This window comes from Roseateles sp. (assembly GCF_036404855.1).
GTDB lineage: Bacteria > Pseudomonadota > Gammaproteobacteria > Burkholderiales > Burkholderiaceae_C > Pelomonas.
In genome coordinates this window covers 1-21,638 of sequence record NZ_DASWYS010000336.1, presented here as the reverse complement: position 1 = coordinate 21,638, position 21,638 = coordinate 1, and the positions used below count along the sequence as shown (strand labels likewise).

The following is a 21,638-nucleotide window of genomic DNA, read 5'->3' as shown; positions in this document are numbered from 1 at the left end:
CCCGGCCCGACGCGCCTGAACGCCGATGCCGACGCCAACTTGCGCGGCAAGACGCTGGCCACGCTCAGCGGCAGCGTCGACGCCCGGCTGCTGGCCGGCCAGTTCGCCGGCCTCGCCCTCGACGGTCACGCCATGCTGAAGCGCGAGCGCGCGAGCGACGCCGCGGCCTTCGACCTGGACCTCCGCCTCGGCGGCAGTCGCGTCCAGGCCAGCGGCCAGGCCCGTCCCGACGTCGTCTCCGGCACCGCCGCGCTGAAGGCCGGCTCGCTGGCCGAGCTGAACCCGCTGCTGGCCCTGTTCGGCCAGCAGCCTGTCGCAGGCCAGGGTGATGCCGACGGCAGCTTCCAGCTCGTCCGCGGCACCAAGGGCTGGCAGGCCGGCGGCAGCGGCCGGCTGGCACTGGCCTCGGCGCGTGCCCAGGGACTCACCGTCAACAGCGCCAAGGCGCGCTGGGAGCTGCCCTTGCCCGGCGCGGACGGCGACGGCCCGGTCGCGCTGACGCTGGACGTCGGACAACTGCGCCATCCCCAGGCCCAGCTCGCCAGCCTGAAGCTCGACCTGCAGGGCCGGCGCAGCGCGCACGACGTGAAGGCCCAGCTCAACGGCAAGATCCCGGGCGACGCGCAAGACCTGACCCTCAACGCCCAGCTCCAGGCTCGGGGCCGCTGGGAGTCCCAGGCCTGGACCGGCCGCATCGCCCGCATCGACATCGGCCCACTACGCCCCAACACGCCGCCGGTGCTGGCTGCCACCGACATCGGACTGCGCTGGGCCGGCGACGGCCCGAGGCTGCAGGCCGAGCCGGGCCGCGCCGAGATCGGCGGTGCCTTCGTGCGCTGGCAGACGCTGAGCTGGACCGGCGGCGAGCATCCGGAAGCCCGCGTCGAACTGCAGCTCGAAGACCTCGCCGTGGCGCCCCTGATGGCACGCTGGCAACCCGACTTCGGCTGGAGCGGCGACCTGCGCATGACCGGCCATGCGACGCTGCTGCTCAACGAGCGGCTGACGGCCGAGCTGCTCATCGAGCGCCAGGGCGGCGACCTGCGCGTGACCGACGAGTTCGGTCAGCGCGCGCTCGGCCTGACGGATCTGCGCCTGGCGGTCAACGTGCAGGACGGCGTCTGGCGCTTCGCCCAGGGCGTCGCAGGCCGCGAGCTGGGCAGCTTCGGCGGCGCGCTTGCGTTGCGGCCGGCCCAGCTGTGGCCCGATGCCTCGACGCCGCTGGAAGGCGTGCTACAGGCCAACGTCGCCGACCTGGGCACCTGGGGTGCGTGGGTGCCGGCCGGCTGGCGCCTGGGCGGACGCGCCGCCGCCACGCTGCTGCTGGCTGGGCGCGTCGGCGCCCCCGACCTGACCGGCCGCGCCGAAGGCGAGAACCTCGCCCTGCGCCATTTGCTGTATGGCGTGGATGTGACCGAAGGCCGTTTCACACTGGATCTCAAGGGCCAGCACGCCGAGCTCTCGCGGCTGGAAGCCCGCGGCGGCGATGGTTGGCTGCGCGCCAGCGGCAGCGCCGAGTTGGGCGCGCAGCCCAGCGCCCGCATCCAAGTGTCGGCCGACAAGCTGCGCGTGCTGTCTCGCGTGGACCGCCGCGTCGTCGCCAGCGGCGAGGCCACGCTCGACCTCGACGCCAAGGGACTCAAGGTCGCCGGCAAGCTGCGTGCCGACGAAGGCCTGTTCGACTTCAGCCGCAACGACGCGCCGGCGCTGTCCGACGACGTGACCGTGGCGCGTGGCACGCGCAGCCTGAACGATGGCGCGCCCGCCGCTGCGCCCGCGCCCAAGGCCGTGCGCAACAGCAGCGTCAACGTCGCGCTGGACTTCGGCCGCGACTTCAAGGTGCGCGGTCGCGGCCTGGCGACAACATTGCGCGGCCAGCTCCAGCTCAGCCAGAACAACGGCCCGTTGCGCATGACGGGCAACCTCACTGCCGATGGCGGCCAGTACGCGGCCTATGGCCAAAAGCTGGACATCGAGCGCGGGGACATTCGCTTCAACGGCGCCTACGACAATCCCGCACTCGACCTGCTGGCCGTGCGCCCCAACCTCGACGTGCGCGTCGGCGTCTCCGTCGGCGGCACGGCCCTGGCGCCTCGCGTCAGCTTGTACTCCCAGCCCGAGATGAGCGACACGGACAAGCTCTCCTGGCTGCTGCTGGGCCGCGGCCCCGATGGCCTGGGTCGCACCGACACCGCCCTGCTTCAGCGCGCCGCGCTGGCCCTTCTCAGCGGCGAGGGCGAAGGGCCGACAGGCAAGGTGCTGCGCAACCTCGGCCTGGACGAACTCTCGCTGGCGCAGAGCGACGACGACACCCGTGCGACCATCGTGCGCCTGGGCAAGCAGCTGTCCAGGCGCTGGTACGTGGGCTATGAGCGCAGCCTGAATGCGACGACGGGTTCATGGCAGCTCATCTACCGCATCGCCCAGCGCTTCACGCTGCGGGCCCAGGGCGGGGACGACAACGCGCTGGACCTCATCTGGCAATGGAAATGGGACTGAGTCCCGCGCGAGGGCAGCGCCTGCGCCCTGTCTGAGGCGTTGCGAAGGCCTGCCGCCTGCAGGACAACGGGCATGAGACAGGCCCAGGCAGAACCCCTGCGAAGCCCGTGGCCGGCGTGACGGCCGTGCACTCCCTTGTAGGACACCATCACCTGCGGACGTCGCCGTCCTCAGGGGCCGCCGGCCGCCTCCTACATGCCGACGCGATGGTCAGGCCCCGTGCCGCCCCGGCCCTGCCTACAAGAGGAGCAGCGCACAGCGCCCAAAGTTGAATCAACCGCCCCGTGCTGTTCGACTCCGATGGAGGTTCACCATGACTCAGCTCCGGCCCATCACCCAGGAATACCAGCCAACCCGCACACCCATCGATGGGGCTGGAGCCACAGCGTCCCTGTGCCCGCATGCGACGCGGACCCCGCTGGCCGTCGCACTGCCGGCCGAGGCCCTGTCCACCCATCTGTTGCATTTCGAGCCGCTGGGGGCGGTCGGCGCGGGGCTGGACATTCCCTGCGACCCGGAGGGACGTGTCGGTCTGGACGTGCTGGGCGACCGGGTGCGCAACGACTACTTCTTCGCGCGTGCACTGATCGGCCGCCTGTTCGCCCGTCCGACCGTGCGCACTGTCCTGCCGCTGATGCACGCCTGACGAAAACGGCGCCGTCCTACAACCCCGAGATGGCGAGCCCGACACGTCCTGTCATATCTATCCGTGAGGATGCAGGCCATGTCATACGTCGTCCCCCCATCGTTGTCTGCCCCGTCCGCGCCGCTGCTGCCGGTGGCGGACGACCAGCACATCGCCGCCGAACTCGACGTCGCGCTGAGCACGCCGCTGACGCTGGTCGTCAACGCCCAGCTCGAAATCGCTGACGCCGAGCATCTCAGCGTGGATCTGGCCCTCGTCATCCCGCGTTCACAGTGCCGCGGCGAACGCCCGCACCTGGCGGCGCTGCTGGATGCCGCCCAGGCCGCCGTCGCACGCGCCACCCGGGGGGGCACCCGACACCAGCCGCGCCGCGTGCTGACACGGGTGGCCGGTGAACCCCACGTGATCCCCCTGTTCGAGGCGGCCTGAGCGCCGCACCCACCGCCTGGGTGATGCAGTTCACCCAGCGCGGTCCGAAGCCGGTGAACGGCCGCGTTATCGGCTGAATCCCGGGGCATCTGCAGGCCAAGAATTTCCTCACCCCTTCAGGAGATTCCAGCCGTGATGCAGATCAAGCCCCTCACCCCCGCCGCCCCGCTGTCCACCCCGTCGCAGCCCGTCAGGCCCGCCCCCGCCAATGACAAGCCCAGCGAGTTCTCGCAGCTGCTGAAGACCGCGCAGGCCGGCACGCCAGCCTCCCCGACCTCCCACGGCCAGGGCTGAGGCCATGCCGACGCTTGCCACGCTGACCGGCGGCGACCGCCCGGCCGATACCAGCGCCCGCCGCGCAGCAGCTGCCGCGCCCGCCCCGCGGAGCTGTGCCCAACCGCTGGCCAAGGCGTCGGTCTCCATCCCGTCCATCGGCGTCACCGTCAGCTTCACGCCGCAGGCGCTGAAGGCGGTGACCGGCCTCGCCGACACGACCGTCAAGCTCGGCACCGCCGGCGTTGAACTCATCGGCGATGCCGCCCAGGCTGCCTCCGATGTGGTCGGCACCGTGGCGGACACGGGCGTCAAGGCCGCGATCGTCGGCGGCGCGCTGCTGGGCCTGCTATGAAGTCCGCCGCGCCCCGCCTCACGCCCGCGGCCCTGCTTGCTGCGACGCTGGCGCTCGGCGGCTGCTCCACGCTGGCGCCGATGGCGACCTGGGAGCTTCTCAAGCTCGGCAGCAACGCCGCCCTGGCCTCCCAGACGCCCAGGCCGGTGAACACCGTCCATCACGGCGACGCGCCAGTGAAGAACGTGTGTGTCGAATACAACCGCGACATGCCGCTGGACGAGCTCGTGCCGGCGTTGCAGGCCGAGCTCAAGACCCAAGGCGTGGACAGCCGCGTCTACGACGCGGGCGCCGGGCAGCTCGCCTGCGCCTACTGGCTGCGTTACGCCGGCAGCATCGAATGGGCTGTGCCGCCGCTTGGCCAGGAGCACCGCGCCTACCTGAGCGCCGCCGCCCTGAGCCTGCACCGGGCCGACGGCCGGCTGCTGTCCAGCAGCGCCTACGCCGGCGACTCGGGCCTGGGCCGATGGGCCAGCACGCGCAAGAAGATCGCCCCGGTCGTCAAGGCGCTGATCACCGGCTTCGAAACCTGAGCCTCCATCCATGACCACACCGAACCTCCGAGTCCCTGGCGTTGCCGTGCTCTGCACCCTGCTCGCCGCCTGTGCGTCCTCGCCCCCGAGCATCGTCAACGGTCCGCTGATCGCGGCGCCGCAGCCGGCGCCCATGTTCCTGGAGCAGCCGCGCACGGGCGCCATCTTCCAGCCCCACATGGGCAACACGACGCTGTTTTCCAGCGAGCGCCGGCCCCGTGCCATCGGCGACACGATGAAGGTCGACATTGCCGAGAACATCCGTGCCATCCAGAAGCAGACCGGCGAGACCAGCCGCGAGAGCAAGCTGGCTGCCAAGGGCCCCGGCGGCGCGAAAGCCGGCACCGCGCTGGCCTCGCTGATCAACGTCGACGCGAGCGCCTCCGGCAGCGATTCCTTCAAGGGCTCGGGGAATGCCGAGACCTCCAACAGCTTCAACGCCCAGTTGGCCGTCACCGTCATCAACGTGCTGCCCAACGGCAACCTGCTGGTGGCCGGAGAACGCAGCATGGGCCTGAACGGCGGCGTCAGCACGCTGCGCTTCTCAGGCATCGTCAACCCGCGAGACATCGGCCCCGGCAACGTCGTCGCCTCGCGCGACGTCGTCAATGCCAGCCTGGAGAACGCCGCCCGCGGCGACGTCTCGGACGCGGCCTCGCGTAGCTGGCTGCAGCGGGTGCTCGCCCGCAGCCTCTCGATCTGGTGAGTCAAGCCGGTTAGCAGGGCGCTCGACCGCCCATCTCCATCGATCGCCTTCGGGCGACTCCGCCTACAAACCGAAGCCGCCGGGACGGGTGCGCCTGCCCGGACGAAATCAGACCCGCGATGAAGAACAGACGCAACCATGCGCCGACCGACGCCACCGACCACTGGCTGTCCACCGGCCAACTGAAGACCTACCGCCGTGGCCAGCGCATCATCGAGGCCGGCAGCCCGCAGGGCGACTGGGTCGCCATCAGCCGTGGTGCCGCCTACCTCGTCTCGCAGGTTGCCCCCGGCACACGCGTGGCCGTCGCCGCGTTGTGGCTCGGCGACGTCATCGGCGGCGAGTCACCCCTGGGCAAGCTGGCCGCGCGCTACGACGTGACGGCGCTGGTGGACGTGACCACCATCAACATTCCCCTCGAGCAGATCCAGGCCGACGGTGCGCCGCCGCGCGCCGCCGAAACTGGCGAGCTGTACAACGCCACGGCGAGCCGGCTGCACGGCCAGATCAGCATGCGGCTCGCAGGCAACGGCCTTCAGCGCCTCGTCAGTGTCATGGCGACGCTGGCCACGGCGCTTGCGCCGGATGAGCGCGCCCGCCATGCCGACCGCCTCGCGCTGCCCATCTCGCAGGCCTGCATCGGCCAGCTCTCCGGCCTGTCGCGCCGCCAGACGTGGATCTACCTCGGTCAACTGGGCCGCCATGGCTGGATCGTCACGTCACGCAGCAAGGTCACGCTGGAAGGTTTGCGCGCCTGGCTGGCGTTGATGCGCGAGGTCGACGCGGCCGGCATTGAGTGCATCGCCACACTGGCTCGCTGCGATGCCACGCTGCTGCGCCTCAGTGCCCGAGCACTGGGGCAACCCTAGTCCCATGCGAGAATGCGCGCCGCTTTGCGCCCCAGGCGCAGCGCCCGCCCGGGCGGGATCTCTCCGTAGTTCAATGGATAGAACGGCCGCCTCCTAAGCGGCAGATACAGGTTCGATTCCTGTCGGAGGGACCAAGACAACATGGAGCCGAAGTTCTGCCGATGAAGGCAGCTTGAAATCCCTGCTCCTTCTATTGGCAATTCACCGCCACCGAGCTTGAGCTGCTGACTGCCGTCGGGCAGGAGTCGAGGCCGGCGGCCGTTGTGCCTCTTTGGCCTCCCAGCGCGCAAGGCGCTCAGTGATAGGGCCTCTGCCAGGCCGGAGGCCCCTGCTCACCGGGGACTGTGTGCGGGCACGGAACAAGCAAGGCACCAGGACTGCCCGCAGCAGGCCGCAATGCGCAGCGCCCGTCCAGGAACGCGGCAACGTGGGCCCGAAGGGCTGTTTCAGCCACTTGCGGCTGCACTGGCGTCACTCCTGCGCGCCCTCAGCCAAGACGCAGCGAGGGCCGCATGAGCCTCACCCTCAGGCCAGGTGCCAAGATCGCCAGGCCTGGACTGGGATTAGCTACCGCGGGCTGTTCTTGGAGGCCGCAACGCGCGCCTCTTTAAGCTCACGGCGGCGCTGAGCCAGGCGGTCAAGGTCCAGTTTGTTGGCTGAGTCGTTGCGGGTGGCGATTGCCTGCATCTCGCTGCTCAACGATTGCTCCCAGGTCGCTCCCGCCAGATTGTTGTTTGCACGGCCCTTGGCGTTCCTCAGCCTGGATATCTCCGCCTCTGTCCCCGCGTTGCGTGAAACTATCGCAGCTTCCAACCCACTGATTTCCGCTTCCAGCTCTCGCACGCGGCGTTCCGCCGCGTACTGTTGCAGTGCAACTTCATCTCTGCGCTTCCAATCCGGCGTTGCCTCGGACGCTGAGGGCTCAGCCGACCGAGGGACGGGCTTCAGCTCCAAAGGGGCGGCTTTTGCGCCCCGCTCGCACGGGGTTTGCTGGAATGAAATCCGCCCGTCCGCTCCGGTGCACTTGAACTGGGCTGACGCGGCTCCCGCGACCGCAAGCGCGGCAATGCCCACGAGAACTTTCATGCTCTTCTCCTCCCTGCCTTCGATTGTGCAACTCTGAGGCGTCATGCTTTAGCCCAGGCCTGCATGAGTGCACGCCTTTCGCTGAACCTCGCTTGGTCATAGTCCCGCGAGTTCTAGCACGCTCGATGAAAAGATTAGGCAAGTGCAGCAGGTGAGCGCATCCGGAGCGCTGCCTGGCCGCCTCCCACCAGCAGCGTTCGAACTCCACTACCATCGGCAACGCGCTGGTCAGACCGCGATCAACGCCTCACCTAAAGAATCTGGCCTTCGCGAGAGCCGGGGCGGTTCAGATCTGCATACGGAGTGCGCCATGAAGCGCACAAAGCGGGAGGAAAAGTTGAAGATTGCCAGCGTCGTCCTGATCGCCAGCAGCCTGGCGCTTGTCGCGGGTTGCGCCAACAGAAACCGACGCCCTGCGTCCCCGCCACCAGCACCAAACCCGCTGTGGTCTGTTCCCTTCGCAGAGAAAGACTTCGACAAGCAGGAGCCGTCGGTCGTCCACGCATTCCTGAGCCCCATCGACGTTGACAGGGATGTTGAGGTTGGTAACGTCGTCTACGTGGACGGTGTTCGGACACAGACGATTGAAACCGTCGTGCGGGTCCTTAAGGCTGTCAGCGTCGCGCTTGAAGCGGGTCACATGGTCAGCATCGAATCAGGGAAGAACATCGAAATGAAGACGCGCAAGGTCGGTGGAGAGCAGCTCGCCGGATGCGTCAAAACCCAGGGCGGAGGACGCTACGGCGAAAAACTGACGTCGTGCCTCGTTGACCTCGACAATGACGGGCAATTCGATGTCGCGATGTTCGAGAAGTACGAGCGGCAGTACCAGCTCGAGACGAAGATCCCGTACGTCATTGAAGCCGTCACGGCCAAGAGCGAAGCCAACTATGGTGGCGTCCGCAAGGAGCTGATCTACGGTGGAGCGTCCAACGGGAACCTCAAGCTCACCTATCGGGAGTTCACTGCCGATGGGATGGCTCGCCAGGCTTTCACCCAAGATCTGACCTATGAGCTGGACAAACAGGGGCGGGCTGAAATCGGGTTCCGCGGCCTTCGGATGACCGTGCATTCGGCCACCAACAGTCAGATCTCGTACCGCGTTACTCGGCAGATGGATTGAGTCTGTAGGTTCCCCGGTCCTGCTTCAAGGTGGGCGAAGGGCTGGTGACCAGTTCGCCGAGCTGCAGAGCCGTCCAGACGCGGCGCTGTGGCGATGGCAGCGGTGCACCGTGATCAGTCTAATATCCGGCGAGATGAAGCCGTTTCTCCCAATCACAGGCGTCTGATCATGGCAATTCCCTACGGCGGCGGCAGCCGTCGCCTCCCCAACACAGGTGGCGCCACCTCGATCCCGCGAACTGGTGGCGACTGCCTGCCGTTCACTGGCGGCGGTGCGAGCATCCCAAATACCGGCGGTAACGCGAGCATCCCCAATACCGGCCAGGGCTGAGCTGCGTACGCTGGCGCTGCTGCTCTAGGTGTTGAGTCTCAGCAGGTTGTTCACAGCCGGGGCGCGGCGTGAGCGACTTATGGAGCTGGACAAGTTCCCGAGCCAGCTACGCCGCTGCTACGCCCAGTTGGGCTTCAAGTTAGTCACAAGACTCAGCTCATGGTCCGAAGGGTGGGCCAGGCGCCGCCGACCCTGCCGCCTGATCTTCGGCGCAGGTAGGGGTGGCCTCGGGCCAACTGCGGATGACGTCCACGGCCTAGTCAGTTAGATTCGCTCACGATAGCCTCAGAGCCCAGGGAGAACGGGGATGGGAAGACGCGAGACGCGAATCACCAAAACAGCTGTGCACAGAGCCCTTACACCCGACCTGCGGGAAGCCCTCATCGAGGAGCACACCACGTTCATCCGCGGCCAGATGGCTAGTGGGAAACGGCGGAATGAGAACCGCGAGTCCTTGCCCCTCAGGACCGTTCGTAGATAAGCATCGGTAGCCTGCATTGGCAGCCGTCAAGGCAAGCTTTCGCATGCGCAAGCGCGCCATGCAAACCACCGGACCCCGGCATCCCTTCCCCAAATCTGCCCTGGATGGTGCAGAGGGATGGGAGTGGTGGCGGCCAGCGGAAGCTGGCAAAGCGGTGAGGCGCCACCGATCAGGCGCGAGTCCTTGAGTCGGTGGTGAACGGGAGTGTCAGGAATTTCGTGTGTGAGGCATAGCATGTCGACTTGGAGCATGAATGCCACGCAAGAAGAAAACCGAGACCCCATCGGAGACCGCATTTCCGCCCCGCCTGCGCATTTTTCCCTTGCCTCGGCGCAGCGCAGCGCAAGAATCGCAGCTCCCCTTCACCGAGGAGCACCGATGCCCGCACTCGCCACCCGCCACGCCCTGGGCGCTCTTCTGATGCTGGGAGCCACGGCCGGCTGGACGGCCGACGAAGTCTCGCTCCCGCTGAAGGAAGCCTGGTTCGAGGGGCAAATCGTCCACTATGTCAGCACCGACATCTCCGACCCGGGCATCGCCAAGAAGCAGGGCATCAACTACGTGCCCGCACTGGCTGACACGCTCAAACAGGGCATGCCGGTGGAGCGCGCCTACAAGTTTCCGGGCGATGAACAGGCCACCGTGCTGCCGTCCATCCCCCGCCCCGTGGGCGGCAGCAATGCCGACCCCACCTACAGCCCGCTGTGGGTGCTCGTTATGGTGCGCTGGAAACCCGGGGTCACACCGCGCACGCTGACCTCCGAGGAGGCCGTGCTGGCCGCCGAGGACAAAGGCGAGGTTGAGCTGACCCGCACCAAGATCGTCGCGAACTGGCCGGTCGTCCGGGCGCGCGGCGCAGCACTGCAAGGCGTGCACTGATCGCGGCGCCAGGGTCCGCATAAGCATCCCCTTTTTCCTTCGTTCCGCGGCAAAGCGGCCGTCCCTATCGTTGTGGCCTGATTCGATCCAGGCCACCATGCACATCACCAGCCTCTCCGCCAGCCCCAGCGAACGCTCGCGTTCCGCCTGGCTCACGCAGTTCGCGCTGACGCGCCTGGAAGGCCGCGACACCCGCCGCGACGACATCCTCGTGCGCCAGCTGCCCGCTGCGGCGCTGCTGGCGGCCGACGTGCAGGACCCGGAGATCGCCGCCGCCGTCCAAGCCATCGAGCAGGCGGACCTCGTCGTCATCGGCACCCCGATCTACAAGGCCGCCTACAGCGGCCTTCTCAAGGTCTTCCTCGATCTGCTGCCGCCAGACGCGCTGCGTGACAAGCTCGTGCTGCCCCTGGCCACCGGCGGCAGTCCGGCGCATTTCCTGGCGCTGGACTATGCCCTCAAGCCCGTACTGTCAGCGCTGGGCGCGCGACATGTCCTGGACGGCGTGTTCGCCACTGACGCGCAACTGCACCGCCACGAAGCCGGCGGCTTCGTGCCCGAGCCCGATCTGATCGCCCGCCTGGACCGCGCGCTGGCGCCCCTGGCGGCGCACACGCCGCGAATGCGGTCACAGCCGGAGCCCGCGCTCAGCTGTTGACACCGCCGGCCGACTTTCCCTCACACCCCCCGCTTGTCTCCTCGCCACCCTGACCGGGATCGGCGACTTCTTCCCGGCGCTCGGGCGCTGATCGGGTGCGCCCGAGTGCCGGGATTTTTTTGTACAGGACACCCCATGATCTTTCGCTCCCTGCTCCGCTGGACCGCCCTGCCTCTGTTGGCCGTCTTCAGCCTCCACGCCGCCGCGCAGACGGCCACGCTGCGCATCGGCTTCCAGAAGTCCGCCAGCCTGCTGACGCTGCAGAAATCCAGCGGATCGCTCGAGAAGCGCCTGGCGCCACTGGGCGTCAGCGTCAAGTGGGTGGAGTTTCCGGCCGGCCCGCAGTTGCTGGAGGGCCTGAACGTCGGCGCCATCGACGTGGGCTACGTCGGCGAGGCGCCGCCCATCTTTGCCCAGGCCGCCGGCGCCAAGTTCGTCTACATCGGCTACGACCCCGCTGCTCCCGAGGCCGAAGCCATCGTCGTGCCCAGGGACTCGGCGCTGAAGTCGGTCGCCGATCTGAAGGGCAAGAAGGTCGCGCTGAACAAGGGCAGCAACGTCCACTACCTGCTCGTGAAGGCGCTGGAGAAGCAGGGCCTGAAGTACAGCGACATCCAGCCCGTGTACCTCCCACCCGCCGACGCGCGGGCCGCCTTCGAGCGGGGCGCGGTGGATGCCTGGGTGATCTGGGACCCCTTCCTCGCCGCTGTCGAGAAGCAAAGCGGCGCCCGGCAACTGCAGGACGGCCGCGGCCTCGTCAACAACTATGCCTACTACCTGGCCGAGCGAGGCTATGCCCAGACCCAGCCCCGCATCATCCAGGCCCTGTTTGAGGACACCCAGGCCCAGGCCGCCGCGCTGAAGGCCAACATCAAGGCCGCCGCCGCCGCCGTCGCACCGCTGCAGGGCTTGGAGCTCGAGGTCGTCGAGAGAAGTCTGTCCCGCTACCAGTTTGGCGTGAAGCCGCTGACCGCCGCCGTCGCTGCCGAGCAGCAGAAGATTGCCGATGCCTTCCACACGCTCGCGCTGATCCCCAAGCCCATCCGTGTGACCGACGCGCTGCCCGGCACGGCCACCCTCGCCGAGGCCGCCCGATGAGCGCCCCGACGACCCGACGCGCCGCGCTCGCCATCCTCGCGACGACCGCCGCCGCCTGGCGACAGGCGCGGGCCCAGTCGCCCGCGCCGGCGCAGCGACTTCGAATTGGCTTCCAGAAGGGCTCCTTCAATCTCGCGCTGCTGAAGAGCTACGGCCTCCTGGAGCAGCGGCTGTCTGGCGCGCGCATCCAGTGGACCGAGTTCCCCGCCGGGCCGCAGTTGCTGGAAGCGCTGGCACTGGGCAGCGTGGACCTGGGCGCCACGGGCGATGCGCCGCCGGTGTTCGCCCAGGCAGCCGGCAAGGACGTCGTCTATGTCGGTGCCGAGCCGCCCAAGCCCGACAGCTCGGCCGTGCTCGTCAAACCCGACTCGCCGTTGAAGACGCTGGCCGACCTGAAGGGCCACCGCATCGCGCTCCAGAAGGGCAGCAGCGCTCATTTCCTGGCCGTGCAGGCCATCCGGCGCGCCGGCCTCGCCTGGGCCGACATCCAGCCCGTCTACCTGCCGCCGGCCGAGGCCCGCGCCGCCTTCGAGCGCGGCTCGGTAGACGCCTGGGCCGTGTGGGATCCCTACTACGCGGCGGCCGAGATCAGCGGCGAACTGCGCACGCTCGCGACCAGCCGCGGGCTGACCAGCAACAACACCTTCTACCTCGCGTCCCGCGCACTGAGCCAGCAGCCGGCGTTGCTGAAGACCTTGTTCCAGGCGCTGACCGACACCGATGCCCGCGTGCAGACGGACCGTCGCGACGCGGTACAGCGCTATGCCGAATTCGCCGGCCTGTCGGTGGCCATCGTGCAGCGCATGGTCGAGCGCCGCGGTGCCGCGCCCGTGAGTCCGCTGAGCGCCCAGCTCGTCGGAGAGCAGCAACAGGTCGCCGACGCCTTCGCGGAGCTGGGCCTCATCCCCCGTCCCATTCGCGTCGCCGACGCCATCGTGCAGTTCAAAGCATGAAGATCTTCTGGTTCATCCCCACCCACGGCGACAGCCGCTATCTCGGCACCTCGCGAGGCGCCCGCGTGGCCGACCACGCCTACTTCAAGCAGATCGCCATCGCGGCGGACAGCCTCGGCTATGAAGGCGTGCTGATTCCCACCGGCCAGTCCTGCGAGGATTCCTGGCTGGTCGCCGCCAGCCTCATCGATGCGACCAAACGGCTGAAGTTCCTCGTCGCCCTGCGGCCCGGCCTGGTCGCGCCGACACAGAGCGCTCGCATGGCCGCCACGCTGGACCGCCTCTCCGGCGGGCGCCTGCTCGTCAACCTCGTGACCGGCGGCGACGCCAACGAACTGGCCGGCGATGGCCAGTTCCTGGACCACGCCGAGCGCTACGCGCAGTCAGCCGAGTTCATTTGCATTTGGCGCGAGGTCATCACGCGGTCGCACGAGGGTCGGCCCTTCGACTTCGACGGTGAGCACCTCAGCGTCAAGGGCGCGAAGCTGCTGTTCCCGCCGACGCAGACGCCTCACCCCCCGGTCTTCTTCGGCGGCTCGTCGGGCCCGGCGCACGAGCTCGCGGCCGAACAGGCCGACACCTACCTCACTTGGGGCGAGCCGCCCGCTGAGGTGGCGAAGAAGGTGGCCGACGTCCGTGAGCGCGCCGCCGCCCAGGGCCGCCGACTGCAGTACGGCATCCGACTGCACGTCATCGTGCGCGAGACCGAGGACCAGGCCTGGGCCGCCGCGGCGGAGCTGGTCTCTCAACTTGACGAAGCCACCGTCGCCGCTGCCCAGGCGCGCTTCCAGGGCATGGATTCGGTGGGTCAGCGCCGCATGGCCGAACTGCACCGCGGCCGCTTCAACAAGGCCAATGTGCGCGAAGGCCTGGAGATCTCGCCCAACCTGTGGGCCGGTGTGGGGCTGGTGCGCGGCGGCGCGGGGACCGCCCTGGTCGGCAACCCGCAGCAGGTGGCCGAGCGCATCCTCGAATACGCCGACCTCGGCCTGGAGCATTTCATCCTCAGCGGCTATCCGCACCTGGACGAGGCCCACCGCTTCGCCGAACTGGTCTTCCCATTGTTGCCGCTGCAGCTTCGCGAGAGGCTCACTGGTCCCGCGGGGGAACTGATGGCGCACGGCCTCGTGCCCAAGCAGGTCGCGGCGAGCTGAGCATGCTTCGCCGCCGCCTCACCCCCTGGCTGCTGCCCGCGGCCATCCTCATCGCCTGGGAGCTGGCCTCGCGCGGTGGATGGCTGTCCGCGCGCATCCTGCCGGAGCCCGCCGCCGTGCTGGCGGCGTTCTGGCAACTGCTGCGCTCGGGCGAACTGACCCACCACGTCGCAGTCAGCACGGTGCGGGCCTTCTCGGCGCTGGCACTGGGCGGTGGCCTGGGCCTGCTGCTGGGGCTGTTGACCGGCACCTGGCGCCGCGCCGAGGCCCTGCTGGACACCACGCTGCAGATGCTGCGCAACATCCCGGCGCTGGCACTCATTCCGCTCGTCATTCTTTGGTTCGGCATCGACGAGGCGGCCAAGCTGGTGCTGGTGGCGGTGGGCGTGTTCTTTCCGGTCTACCTGAACACCTTCCACGGCATCCGCAATGTGGACCGCGATCTCATTGAGATGGCGCGAAGCTACGGGCTCAAGGGCTGGCAGCTCTATGCCCAGGTCATCCTGCCCGGCGCGCTGCCGTCCATCCTCGTGGGCCTGCGCTTCTCGCTAGGGCTGATGTGGGTGCTGCTGATCGTCGCCGAGACGCTGTCAGCCCAGGCAGGCATCGGCTATCTGACGATGAATGCCCGCGAGTTCCTGCAGACCGACGTCGTTCTCGTCGGCATCCTGCTGTACGCCCTGCTGGGCAAGCTGGCCGACGTCGTTGCCCGTGGCCTGGAGCGCGCCTGGCTGCCCTGGCACAAAGGCTATGCCGCCGAAGGAGCATGAGCATGTGGCTCACCGAACTCGACACCCCCGTGCTGCCGCGTGAGCCCCTGGCAGAAGCGGCTGCCCCGGCGCGCACCGCCTCGCCGGGCCTGCCGCTGGCATTGCGCGGCGTGGACAAGTCCTTCGGCAACCGCCATGTGCTGCAGGGGCTGGACCTGAACGTCGCCCCCGGCGAGTTCGTCGCGCTGGTGGGTCGCAGCGGCTGCGGCAAGAGCACGTTGCTGCGCCTCATCGCCGGGCTGGACGCACCGAGCGCCGGCCGCGTCGAGGCCGGAGCCTCCCGTGAGCGCAGACTGATGTTCCAGGACGCCCGGCTGCTGCCGTGGAAGCGCGTCGTCGACAACGTGGCTCTGGGTCTGACGGGCACAGACGCCCGGGCGCGCGCGATGGAAGCACTGACCCAGGTGGGCCTCGCCGGCCGCGGCAGCGACTGGCCGGCCACGCTCTCCGGAGGCCAGCGCCAGCGCGTCGCATTGGCTCGCGCGCTCGTGCATCGCCCGCGCCTGCTGCTCCTGGATGAACCCCTGGGCGCGCTGGATGCACTGACCCGGCTGGAGATGCACCGCCTCATCGAACAGCTCTGGCGCCACCACGGCTTCACGGCCCTGCTCGTGACGCACGACGTCGCCGAAGCCGTGGCTCTGGCCGACCGCGTGTTGCTGATCGACCGCGGCGGCATCGCGCTGGACGCCAGTGTGGCCCTGCCTCGCCCGCGCTCGCGCGCGGCGCCCGGCTTCGCGGAACTGGAGGACCGGGTGCTGCGGCACATCCTGGCGCCGCCCCCTCAGGGCTGACCTGCCTCGTGTCGGGCACACTGCCCGCATGCGATCCCCCCTCCTCAGCCTCGCCTTAGTCACCAGCCTGCTTGCCGGCTGCGCCCACCCGCCCGCCCTTGCCCCGGAACCCCTGGCTCAGGCCGACGCCGCGGTCGAGCGCCTCATTGCGCAGCGCCAGTTGCCGGGCGCAGCGCTGTGGATCGAGCGCGTCGGACAGCGCAGCTACCACCGCGCCTACGGCCAGCGCGCCGTCGAGCCGGCGCCCGAGCCGCTGGACGAGGCCACCGTCTTCGACGCCGCTTCGCTGACCAAGCCCGTTGTCACGGCCACGCTGGTGCAGTTGCTGCGTGAGCGCGGCCAGCTCGACATGGAAGCGTCGCTGCAGCGCTACCTGCCCGACTGCGGTGGCGCCGACAAAGCCCCCATCACGCTGCGCCATCTGCTGACACACAGCTCCGGCCTCCCCTCCGGCCTGCCCCGCAGCGGCCCGGCGGGCAACTGGACCGGTCAGGACGGCGCCGAGCGCACGGCCTGCGCCCTGGCACCGACGGCCGCCCCCGGCGCACTGTTCCGCTACTCGGACGTCAACTTCATACTGCTCGGCCGCATCATCGAGCGCCAGAGCGGCATGCCGCTGGAGCGCTTCGCCGAACAGGCCCTGTTCAAGCCGCTCGGCATGGCCGACAGCGGCTACCTACCCTTGCAGCGCATGGACGCCGCCCGCATCGCCCCCACCGAACGTCAGCCGGATGGCCGGGTGCTGCGCGGCGAGGTGCATGACCCCACCGCCCGCCGCATGGGCGGCGTGGCCGGCCATGCGGGCTTGTTCACGACCACGGCCGACTTGGCCCGCTTTGCGCGCATGCTGCTGGCCGGTGGCGTGACCGAGGATGGCCGACGCCTGTTGTCGCCGGAGAGCGTGGCACTGCTGACGACGCCGCAGTCGCCTGCCGGGCTCGCCGAGAAGCGCAGCATGGGTTGGGACATCGCCTCGCCCTACGCGCGCCCCCGTGGCAGTCTCTACCCGACCACCAGCTTCGGCCACACCGGCTTCACCGGCTGCGTGCTGTGGCTGGACCCCACGAGCCACAGCTTCTATGTGCTGCTGTCCAACCGCGTGCACCCGACGGCCGGCACCAATGTGCTGCCGCTGTACGGCGAGCTGGGCACGCTGGCCGCGAAGGCGGTGGGCGTCGCACCGGCGCCCTGACTCAGGCCTTGGCGGCCAGCGAGCCCGGGTAGGTCAGCGAGCTCGAGTTCGCCGAGACCGAGAAGACGACGCTGGTGGTGACGCTCTGCTGCATCAAGGAGGTGTAGAGCGACATCACGCCGCCAGAGGTCTTGGACAGCTTGGCCGCCTGTGAGATGGCAGCGTTTTGCTGGATGGTGGTGGACAGCTTCATCGCGTCGCGCGCCTGGTGGGCGATGCGGGTCGCAAAATTGGGCTGGCTGGTGTCACCCTTCAGGAAGGCCGCAGCGGCCGCCCGGTCGGCTTCGGAGCCCTTGAACTCGACGCTGCCGTCGCTCTTCACCGCGAACTCCACGGTTCCCGCCAGCTTGACGCCGGCCTTGGTCATGGCCGCGCGCAGCTCGGTGGCCAGCGCCTTCTGGGCCGTTTCCAAACTGCGTGCCGCCGCCGCCGACTTGACCGTGCCCGCGGCGCGATCCAGCGCGGCCTGCGGCAGCGCCGGGGTGCCGGCCTTGCCCGCCGCCTTGGGGTTCGTCGCCGCACTGTCGAAGCCCTGGGCCGACAGGTAGCTGAGCAGGGGATTGTTGATGCTGGAAACCACGACGGCATCTTGCAGCCGCGGCGCCGGCCCGAACGGCGCAACTGCGCCCGTTTTCCCCTGCTCCTCGGGGCACCTGCGGCCCATGGCACCATGCCGGCCCATGACCCTCCACGTCGCCTGCCTGTGCGCTGCCTGGTGCCGCACCTGCGAGTCCTACCAGCAAGTCTTCGAAGCCGCCTGCGCCGAGCTGCCGCAGCCCGGCCTGCGCGTGCATTGGATCGACATCGAGGACGAGTCCGAGTTGGTCGGCGACCTCGACATCGAGACCTTCCCGACGCTGCTGATTGCCGACGACACCCATGTGCGGTTCGCCGGCCCGCTGACGCCGCAGCCCGAGACGCTCCGGCGCATCCTCAGGGCGCATCTTGCCGACCCGACGCCGGCCCGGGTGGACGCCGATCACGTCGCGCTGGCCGACCGGCTACGGGCGTTGGCCTGACCGGCCGGTGACGGCGTATGCCGCCGAGGCCAGTTCCTCGCGCGACCAATGCCTCGTCAGCCAGATCATCAGCGCCGCGTTCGACGCCTGCCAGCCGAGCATGCCGCCTCCGGCGCGCTCCGCCGCCAAGTGGTCGCGCGCCACCCAGTAGGCGAGCTCCTCGCCGGGGCGCACCCGGTCGCGCGTGACCAGCGCCACGACGAAGCCGTAGGGGTTCAGCGGCTCCAGCACGAGCGGCCCCTCGCCGCCCGCCCTGCGCCACACCTCGTCCTGCTGCTGCGGCGTGGCGAGCACTTGGGGCCTGTCAGGCAAGGTCGGCAGACGGGCCAGGGCGACCTCATACACCAGCCACGGCGCCAGCAGGCACACGGTGATGGCCAGGACAACCAGGGCAGCAAGTCCGCGGAGCAACAGACGCACGAAAAGGAGGTGATGAGCAGCGACCGCGACCATCCTACGCGTCCCTTCTAACGACCCATCGCGTGTAGGACAGGACCGACAGGCACACGCGCCCCATGCTGCTGTGAGACGGCCCTGGCGGCGCCGACAGTGCTTGCATGACAGCGCCACGCTCCACCGCCCCCGACCTGACGCCCGCGGGGGCCGCGCAGGCCTTCGTGCGCCTCGCCAGCGGGCCGGAGGCCGCAGCGGCGCCCGTGCGCGCCGTCCAGTTCGGCGCGGAGCGCTTTGCCGAGCATGGCCGCAGCCTCGCCGCCGCCCAGCGTGTGGACGACCCGAGCAGCCAGCCCCGCCCTTTTTCGCCGAGGCTGCGCAGCAACCTGCGGGTCTGGGCCGCAGCGCTGGACGTACTGTCCGAGGAGGGGCTGCAGGCCGACATCGACCCCGCCCATGCCTGGCTGCTGGACAACGCGCGCATCATGCAGCAGCAGCTCGACGAGGTGCTGCACGACCTGCCGCGCAGCTACTTCCAGCGCTTGCCGCGCCTGGCTGACGAGCCGCTGCAGGGCCTGCCGCGCGTCTACGGTGTGGCCTGGGCCTGGGTGGCCCACGCCGACAGCTCCCTGGAGCTGCCTCTGCTGCACCATTTCCTGACGGGCCACCACGAGGTGGAGGCCCTGACGCTGCGCGAGCTGTGGGCGCTGCCATCCACGCTGCGCGTGGTGCTGGTGGAGAACCTGCGCCGGTTGGCCGAGCGCGCCGCCTGGCGCCACCTGGCACGCCGCGCAGCGCAGCGCCTGTTCGAGACCCTGCCCCACATGGAGGCCGCTGCCGTGCGCACGCAGCTGCAGCAGTGGCAGTCGGCATGGCCCCGGGACCCGGCGCTCGCCGCACTGGCGCTGCGCCTGCATGAACGGCTGACCGACCGCGCACTCGGGCAACCCGGGGAGCGTGACGCCGACGACTCCGCATGGACGGCGGCGAGCACCTGGCTGGCCGAGGTGCTGCCCGACCCCACCGCCGCCCAGGCCGCCGAGCAAGCTGAAAGCGCGGCCGACCACCAGAGCATCCGCAACGCCATCGGCAGCCTGCGCAACCTCGGCGCCGCCGACTGGGCCGGCCTGTTCGAGGCGGTTCACCCGACGCTGCGCGCCCTCAGCCGCATCGACGTCTACCGCCAGGAACACGAAGCCACGCGCGACCGCGTCATGCACGCCATCGAAGCGCTGACGGAACGCCATGGCGCGGCCGAGGCCGACGTGGCCCAGGTCCTGCGCCTGCTCTGCAACGACCCGGCCTGGTCGGAAGATGCCGAGGAGCGCGCGCCGCTGTACTGGCTGGCCGGCCCGGGCTACCCGCAACTGCTGGTCGAGCTGCGCCTCAAGCCCACCGGCGGCGAACGCCTGGCCGCCGCGCTTCGCCGCCATCGCGTCGCCCTCTACCTGGCCTGCCTGGCCGCGCTGCTGGGCGCCACGGTGTTCGCCGTGCTGATCCTCGGCCTGCCGCACGGCGCCGGCTGGCCCATGGCCGTGGCCGCCGTGCTGCTGTCACTGCTGCCGGCCAGCGAGGCCGTCGTCGCACTGGCCAACCGCCTCATCAGCGAGAGCGCCGCGCCGGCCCGCCTGCCGCGCCTGAACTGGCCGCACGGTATCCCTCCCGCAGCACGCAGCCTCGTCGTCATCCCCTGCCTGCTGACACGGACCCGGGGGATCACGACGCTGCTGGCCCAGCTGGAGCGCCACCACCTCGCCAACCTGGAGGCCGAGACGCAGTTCGCGCTGCTCAGCGACTGGGGCGACGCCAAGGCCCAGCACCAGCCGCAGGACGAGGCCTTGCTGGCCCATGCGCGCGCCGGCATCGAGGCGCTGAACCTGCGCCACGGCAGCGCCTGCGACGGTCGGCCGCGCTTCTTGCTGCTGCACCGCGAGCGGCGCTGGAGCGAGTCCGAGCAGCGCTGGATAGGCTGGGAGCGCAAGCGCGGCAAGACCGAGACGCTGACGGTGCTGCTCGCGGGCCTGCCGGCGCCGCCCGGTCTGCCACCCGAGCATTTCGTCGACCTCGGGGCCCTGTCCACGCCAGCGCCGGGTATCCGTCACCTCGTCACGCTGGACGCCGACACCGCCCTGCCTCCCGGCGCCCTGCGCGAGCTGGTCGCCATCGCCGCCCATCCGCTGAACCGGCCGCGCCTGGGGACCTCGGCCAGCGGCGCCGTCACCGTCGTGCGCGGCCACGGCATGCTGCAGCCGCGCGTGGCCACGCCGCTGGCCACGGCCGCCGGCAGTTCCACCGTGCACGGCACGGGCTTCCACAGCCTGTTCGCCGGCCAGCCGGGGCTGGACCCTTACAGCGCCGCCAGCTCCGAGGTCTACCAGGACCTGTTCGACGAGGGGAGTGCCACCGGCAAAGGCCTCATCGACGTGCAGGCTGCCGCCCGGGTACTGGCCCACCGTCTGCCCGAGGGCCAGGTGCTCAGTCACGACCTGCTGGAAGGCTCGCTGATGCGCTGCGCCGGCGTCAGCGACGTCGTGCTGGTGGAGCCCGCACCCATGCATGCCGACGTGGCCGCCTCGCGCATCCACCGCTGGACGCGCGGCGACTGGCAGTTGCTGCCCTTCCTCGCCCACCCGACGAAATGGGGCCTGCACGGCATCCACGTCTGGAAAATGCTGGACAACCTGCGCCGCTCCCTCGTGGCGCCGGCCGCGCTGCTGCTGCTGGTGGCGTCCTGGGTGGGCGTGGGCCTGACACCGGCCTACGCCTTGGGCCTTGTCGCCGCGGCCTTCGGCGCCGGGCCGCTCATGGGCGCGCTCGCGGCCAGCGCGCCAGCGCGCGATCGCATCTCGCTGCCGCGCTTCTACCGCCAGGCAGCCATCGAACTGGCTCGCGCCATCGGCGGTGTCGTCTGGCATGTGGCCATGCTGCCAGCGTCCACCTGGCTCAGCCTGGACGCCATCGCGCGCGCGCTGTGGCGCCAGCGGGTCAGCCACCAGCACCTGCTGGAATGGACCACCGCCGACGCCGCCGAGGCTGCCGCCCGAACCGACTGGCTGCCGCTGTGGCGGCAGCACCGGCGACTCACCATCGCCAGCGGCGTGCTAGCGCTGCTGCTCATGACGCCGGCGCTGATCGGCCGGTCGGTGGATTGGGACATGGCCCTGCCCCTGCTGGCCGCGTGGGCGCTGTCGCCATTGTGGATAGGCCTCGCCAGCCGGCCGCGCACACGGCCGCGCCGCGAGGCCATTGACGACGACGCGCGTCAGTACCTGCTGGGCGTGGCGCGGGACACCTGGCGCTGGTTCGAGCGCTGGGTCACCCGGGACGACAACGACCTGCCGCTCGACAACGTGCAGTTCGACCCCGACATCGCCGTCGCCCACCGCACCTCGCCCACC

General features: G+C 69.7%; 21 protein-coding genes, 1 tRNA gene and 1 pseudogene. 20 read left to right on the top strand and 3 right to left on the bottom strand.

From position 1 onward, the window contains the following. From VGF12_RS22470 to VGF12_RS22430, 9 genes are all read left to right on the top strand, one after another. A partial coding sequence (locus VGF12_RS22470) for a translocation/assembly module TamB domain-containing protein (RefSeq protein ID WP_331178277.1) occupies nt 1-2,499 on the top strand: 2,499 nt, incomplete at its 5' end. A 313-nt stretch (nt 2,500-2,812) separates the two neighbouring features. Further along, nucleotides 2,813-3,145, top strand: coding sequence for a hypothetical protein (locus VGF12_RS22465; RefSeq protein ID WP_331178276.1), 333 nt, complete (start codon nt 2,813-2,815; stop codon nt 3,143-3,145). Nucleotides 3,146-3,223: 78 nt separating this feature from the next. Beyond that, the gene (locus VGF12_RS22460) at nt 3,224-3,574 is read left to right on the top strand and encodes a hypothetical protein (protein ID WP_331178275.1); all 351 of its coding nucleotides are present in this window, start codon (nt 3,224-3,226) and stop codon (nt 3,572-3,574) included. A gap of 135 nt (nt 3,575-3,709) precedes the next feature. After that, nucleotides 3,710-3,868: a hypothetical protein gene (locus VGF12_RS22455; RefSeq protein WP_331178274.1), complete on the top strand. Its 159-nt coding sequence runs from the start codon at nt 3,710-3,712 to the stop codon at nt 3,866-3,868. A 4-nt stretch (nt 3,869-3,872) separates the two neighbouring features. Continuing rightward, nucleotides 3,873-4,202 (top strand): hypothetical protein, encoded by a 330-nt coding sequence (locus VGF12_RS22450; protein ID WP_331178273.1) that lies wholly within the window; start codon nt 3,873-3,875, stop codon nt 4,200-4,202. Continuing rightward, nucleotides 4,199-4,735: a cell division protein FtsI gene (locus tag VGF12_RS22445; RefSeq protein WP_331178272.1), complete on the top strand. Its 537-nt coding sequence runs from the start codon at nt 4,199-4,201 to the stop codon at nt 4,733-4,735. The genes VGF12_RS22450 and VGF12_RS22445 overlap by 4 nt, the downstream gene beginning before the upstream one ends. A 10-nt stretch (nt 4,736-4,745) precedes the next feature. Continuing rightward, the gene (locus VGF12_RS22440; RefSeq protein ID WP_331178271.1) at nt 4,746-5,441 is read left to right on the top strand and encodes a flagellar basal body L-ring protein FlgH; all 696 of its coding nucleotides are present in this window, start codon (nt 4,746-4,748) and stop codon (nt 5,439-5,441) included. A 119-nt stretch (nt 5,442-5,560) separates the two neighbouring features. Further along, nucleotides 5,561-6,310 carry a hypothetical protein gene (locus VGF12_RS22435; protein WP_331178270.1) on the top strand — a complete coding sequence of 250 codons (750 nt, stop codon included), beginning with the start codon at nt 5,561-5,563 and terminating at the stop codon, nt 6,308-6,310. A gap of 59 nt (nt 6,311-6,369) precedes the next feature. Then, nucleotides 6,370-6,444 (top strand) — tRNA-Arg (locus VGF12_RS22430). Nucleotides 6,445-6,877: 433 nt separating this feature from the next. Here the strand turns inward: VGF12_RS22430 and VGF12_RS22425 are convergent. After that, nucleotides 6,878-7,396 carry a DUF4124 domain-containing protein gene (locus VGF12_RS22425; protein ID WP_331178269.1) on the bottom strand — a complete coding sequence of 173 codons (519 nt, stop codon included), beginning with the start codon at nt 7,394-7,396 and terminating at the stop codon, nt 6,878-6,880. A 310-nt stretch (nt 7,397-7,706) separates the two neighbouring features. Here VGF12_RS22425 and VGF12_RS22420 point away from each other — a divergent pair, with 310 nt between their 5' ends. The 9 genes from VGF12_RS22420 to VGF12_RS22380 all read left to right on the top strand — a co-directional run bounded on the left by VGF12_RS22420 (nt 7,707) and on the right by VGF12_RS22380 (nt 16,828). Next, the gene (locus VGF12_RS22420) at nt 7,707-8,519 is read left to right on the top strand and encodes a hypothetical protein (RefSeq protein WP_331178268.1); all 813 of its coding nucleotides are present in this window, start codon (nt 7,707-7,709) and stop codon (nt 8,517-8,519) included. A gap of 1,189 nt (nt 8,520-9,708) precedes the next feature. After that, a complete protein-coding gene (locus VGF12_RS22415) occupies nt 9,709-10,209 on the top strand; it encodes a DUF7482 domain-containing protein (protein ID WP_331178267.1) in 501 nt (166 codons plus the stop codon). A 97-nt stretch (nt 10,210-10,306) separates the two neighbouring features. Then, nucleotides 10,307-10,867: an NADPH-dependent FMN reductase gene (ssuE, locus tag VGF12_RS22410; protein ID WP_331178266.1), complete on the top strand. Its 561-nt coding sequence runs from the start codon at nt 10,307-10,309 to the stop codon at nt 10,865-10,867. Between the two features lie 135 nt (nt 10,868-11,002). Next, nucleotides 11,003-11,965, top strand: a complete 963-nt coding sequence (locus VGF12_RS22405; protein ID WP_331178265.1) for a sulfonate ABC transporter substrate-binding protein — start codon at nt 11,003-11,005, stop codon at nt 11,963-11,965. Further along, a complete protein-coding gene (locus tag VGF12_RS22400) occupies nt 11,962-12,918 on the top strand; it encodes an aliphatic sulfonate ABC transporter substrate-binding protein (RefSeq protein WP_331178264.1) in 957 nt (318 codons plus the stop codon). The genes VGF12_RS22405 and VGF12_RS22400 overlap by 4 nt, the downstream gene beginning before the upstream one ends. Continuing rightward, nucleotides 12,915-14,072: an FMNH2-dependent alkanesulfonate monooxygenase gene (gene ssuD / locus VGF12_RS22395; RefSeq protein ID WP_331178263.1), complete on the top strand. Its 1,158-nt coding sequence runs from the start codon at nt 12,915-12,917 to the stop codon at nt 14,070-14,072. The genes VGF12_RS22400 and ssuD overlap by 4 nt, the downstream gene beginning before the upstream one ends. A gap of 2 nt (nt 14,073-14,074) precedes the next feature. Further along, nucleotides 14,075-14,842, top strand: a complete 768-nt coding sequence (gene ssuC, locus VGF12_RS22390; RefSeq protein ID WP_331178262.1) for an aliphatic sulfonate ABC transporter permease SsuC — start codon at nt 14,075-14,077, stop codon at nt 14,840-14,842. Between the two features lie 2 nt (nt 14,843-14,844). Next, nucleotides 14,845-15,636, top strand: a complete 792-nt coding sequence (locus VGF12_RS22385) for an ATP-binding cassette domain-containing protein (protein WP_331178261.1) — start codon at nt 14,845-14,847, stop codon at nt 15,634-15,636. Between the two features lie 28 nt (nt 15,637-15,664). Next, nucleotides 15,665-16,828, top strand: coding sequence for a serine hydrolase domain-containing protein (locus tag VGF12_RS22380; RefSeq protein ID WP_331178260.1), 1,164 nt, complete (start codon nt 15,665-15,667; stop codon nt 16,826-16,828). A 1-nt stretch (nt 16,829) separates the two neighbouring features. Here the strand turns inward: VGF12_RS22380 and VGF12_RS22375 are convergent, their stop codons facing one another. Further along, nucleotides 16,830-17,408 (bottom strand): hypothetical protein, encoded by a 579-nt coding sequence (locus VGF12_RS22375; RefSeq protein ID WP_331178259.1) that lies wholly within the window; start codon nt 17,406-17,408, stop codon nt 16,830-16,832. A 100-nt stretch (nt 17,409-17,508) separates the two neighbouring features. Between VGF12_RS22375 and VGF12_RS22370 the strand changes: the two genes are divergently transcribed. Then, a complete protein-coding gene (locus VGF12_RS22370; RefSeq protein ID WP_331178258.1) occupies nt 17,509-17,847 on the top strand; it encodes a thioredoxin family protein in 339 nt (112 codons plus the stop codon). Here VGF12_RS22370 and VGF12_RS22365 read toward each other — a convergent pair. Next, a complete protein-coding gene (locus VGF12_RS22365; protein ID WP_331178257.1) occupies nt 17,830-18,267 on the bottom strand; it encodes a hypothetical protein in 438 nt (145 codons plus the stop codon). The genes VGF12_RS22370 and VGF12_RS22365 overlap by 18 nt on opposite strands. Before the next feature lie 137 nt (nt 18,268-18,404). Between VGF12_RS22365 and VGF12_RS22360 the strand changes: the two are divergent. After that, a pseudogene (locus VGF12_RS22360) lies at nt 18,405-21,638 on the top strand (carbohydrate-binding protein); the annotation flags it as partial.

Excerpts from the sequence above, each read along its gene's own strand:
- VGF12_RS22465 (WP_331178276.1), top strand. The coding sequence starts at position 2,813 with ATGACTCAGCTCCGGCCCATCACCCAGGAATACCAGCCAACCCGCACA.
- VGF12_RS22460 (WP_331178275.1), top strand. The coding sequence starts at position 3,224 with ATGTCATACGTCGTCCCCCCATCGTTGTCTGCCCCGTCCGCGCCGCTG.
- VGF12_RS22455 (WP_331178274.1), top strand. The coding sequence starts at position 3,710 with ATGCAGATCAAGCCCCTCACCCCCGCCGCCCCGCTGTCCACCCCGTCG.
- VGF12_RS22450 (WP_331178273.1), top strand. The coding sequence starts at position 3,873 with ATGCCGACGCTTGCCACGCTGACCGGCGGCGACCGCCCGGCCGATACC.
- VGF12_RS22445 (WP_331178272.1), top strand. The coding sequence starts at position 4,199 with ATGAAGTCCGCCGCGCCCCGCCTCACGCCCGCGGCCCTGCTTGCTGCG.
- VGF12_RS22440 (WP_331178271.1), top strand. The coding sequence starts at position 4,746 with ATGACCACACCGAACCTCCGAGTCCCTGGCGTTGCCGTGCTCTGCACC.
- VGF12_RS22435 (WP_331178270.1), top strand. The coding sequence starts at position 5,561 with ATGAAGAACAGACGCAACCATGCGCCGACCGACGCCACCGACCACTGG.
- VGF12_RS22425 (WP_331178269.1), bottom strand. The coding sequence starts at position 7,396 with ATGAAAGTTCTCGTGGGCATTGCCGCGCTTGCGGTCGCGGGAGCCGCG.
- VGF12_RS22420 (WP_331178268.1), top strand. The coding sequence starts at position 7,707 with ATGAAGCGCACAAAGCGGGAGGAAAAGTTGAAGATTGCCAGCGTCGTC.
- VGF12_RS22415 (WP_331178267.1), top strand. The coding sequence starts at position 9,709 with ATGCCCGCACTCGCCACCCGCCACGCCCTGGGCGCTCTTCTGATGCTG.
- ssuE (WP_331178266.1), top strand. The coding sequence starts at position 10,307 with ATGCACATCACCAGCCTCTCCGCCAGCCCCAGCGAACGCTCGCGTTCC.
- VGF12_RS22405 (WP_331178265.1), top strand. The coding sequence starts at position 11,003 with ATGATCTTTCGCTCCCTGCTCCGCTGGACCGCCCTGCCTCTGTTGGCC.
- VGF12_RS22400 (WP_331178264.1), top strand. The coding sequence starts at position 11,962 with ATGAGCGCCCCGACGACCCGACGCGCCGCGCTCGCCATCCTCGCGACG.
- ssuD (WP_331178263.1), top strand. The coding sequence starts at position 12,915 with ATGAAGATCTTCTGGTTCATCCCCACCCACGGCGACAGCCGCTATCTC.
- ssuC (WP_331178262.1), top strand. The coding sequence starts at position 14,075 with ATGCTTCGCCGCCGCCTCACCCCCTGGCTGCTGCCCGCGGCCATCCTC.
- VGF12_RS22385 (WP_331178261.1), top strand. The coding sequence starts at position 14,845 with ATGTGGCTCACCGAACTCGACACCCCCGTGCTGCCGCGTGAGCCCCTG.
- VGF12_RS22380 (WP_331178260.1), top strand. The coding sequence starts at position 15,665 with ATGCGATCCCCCCTCCTCAGCCTCGCCTTAGTCACCAGCCTGCTTGCC.
- VGF12_RS22370 (WP_331178258.1), top strand. The coding sequence starts at position 17,509 with ATGACCCTCCACGTCGCCTGCCTGTGCGCTGCCTGGTGCCGCACCTGC.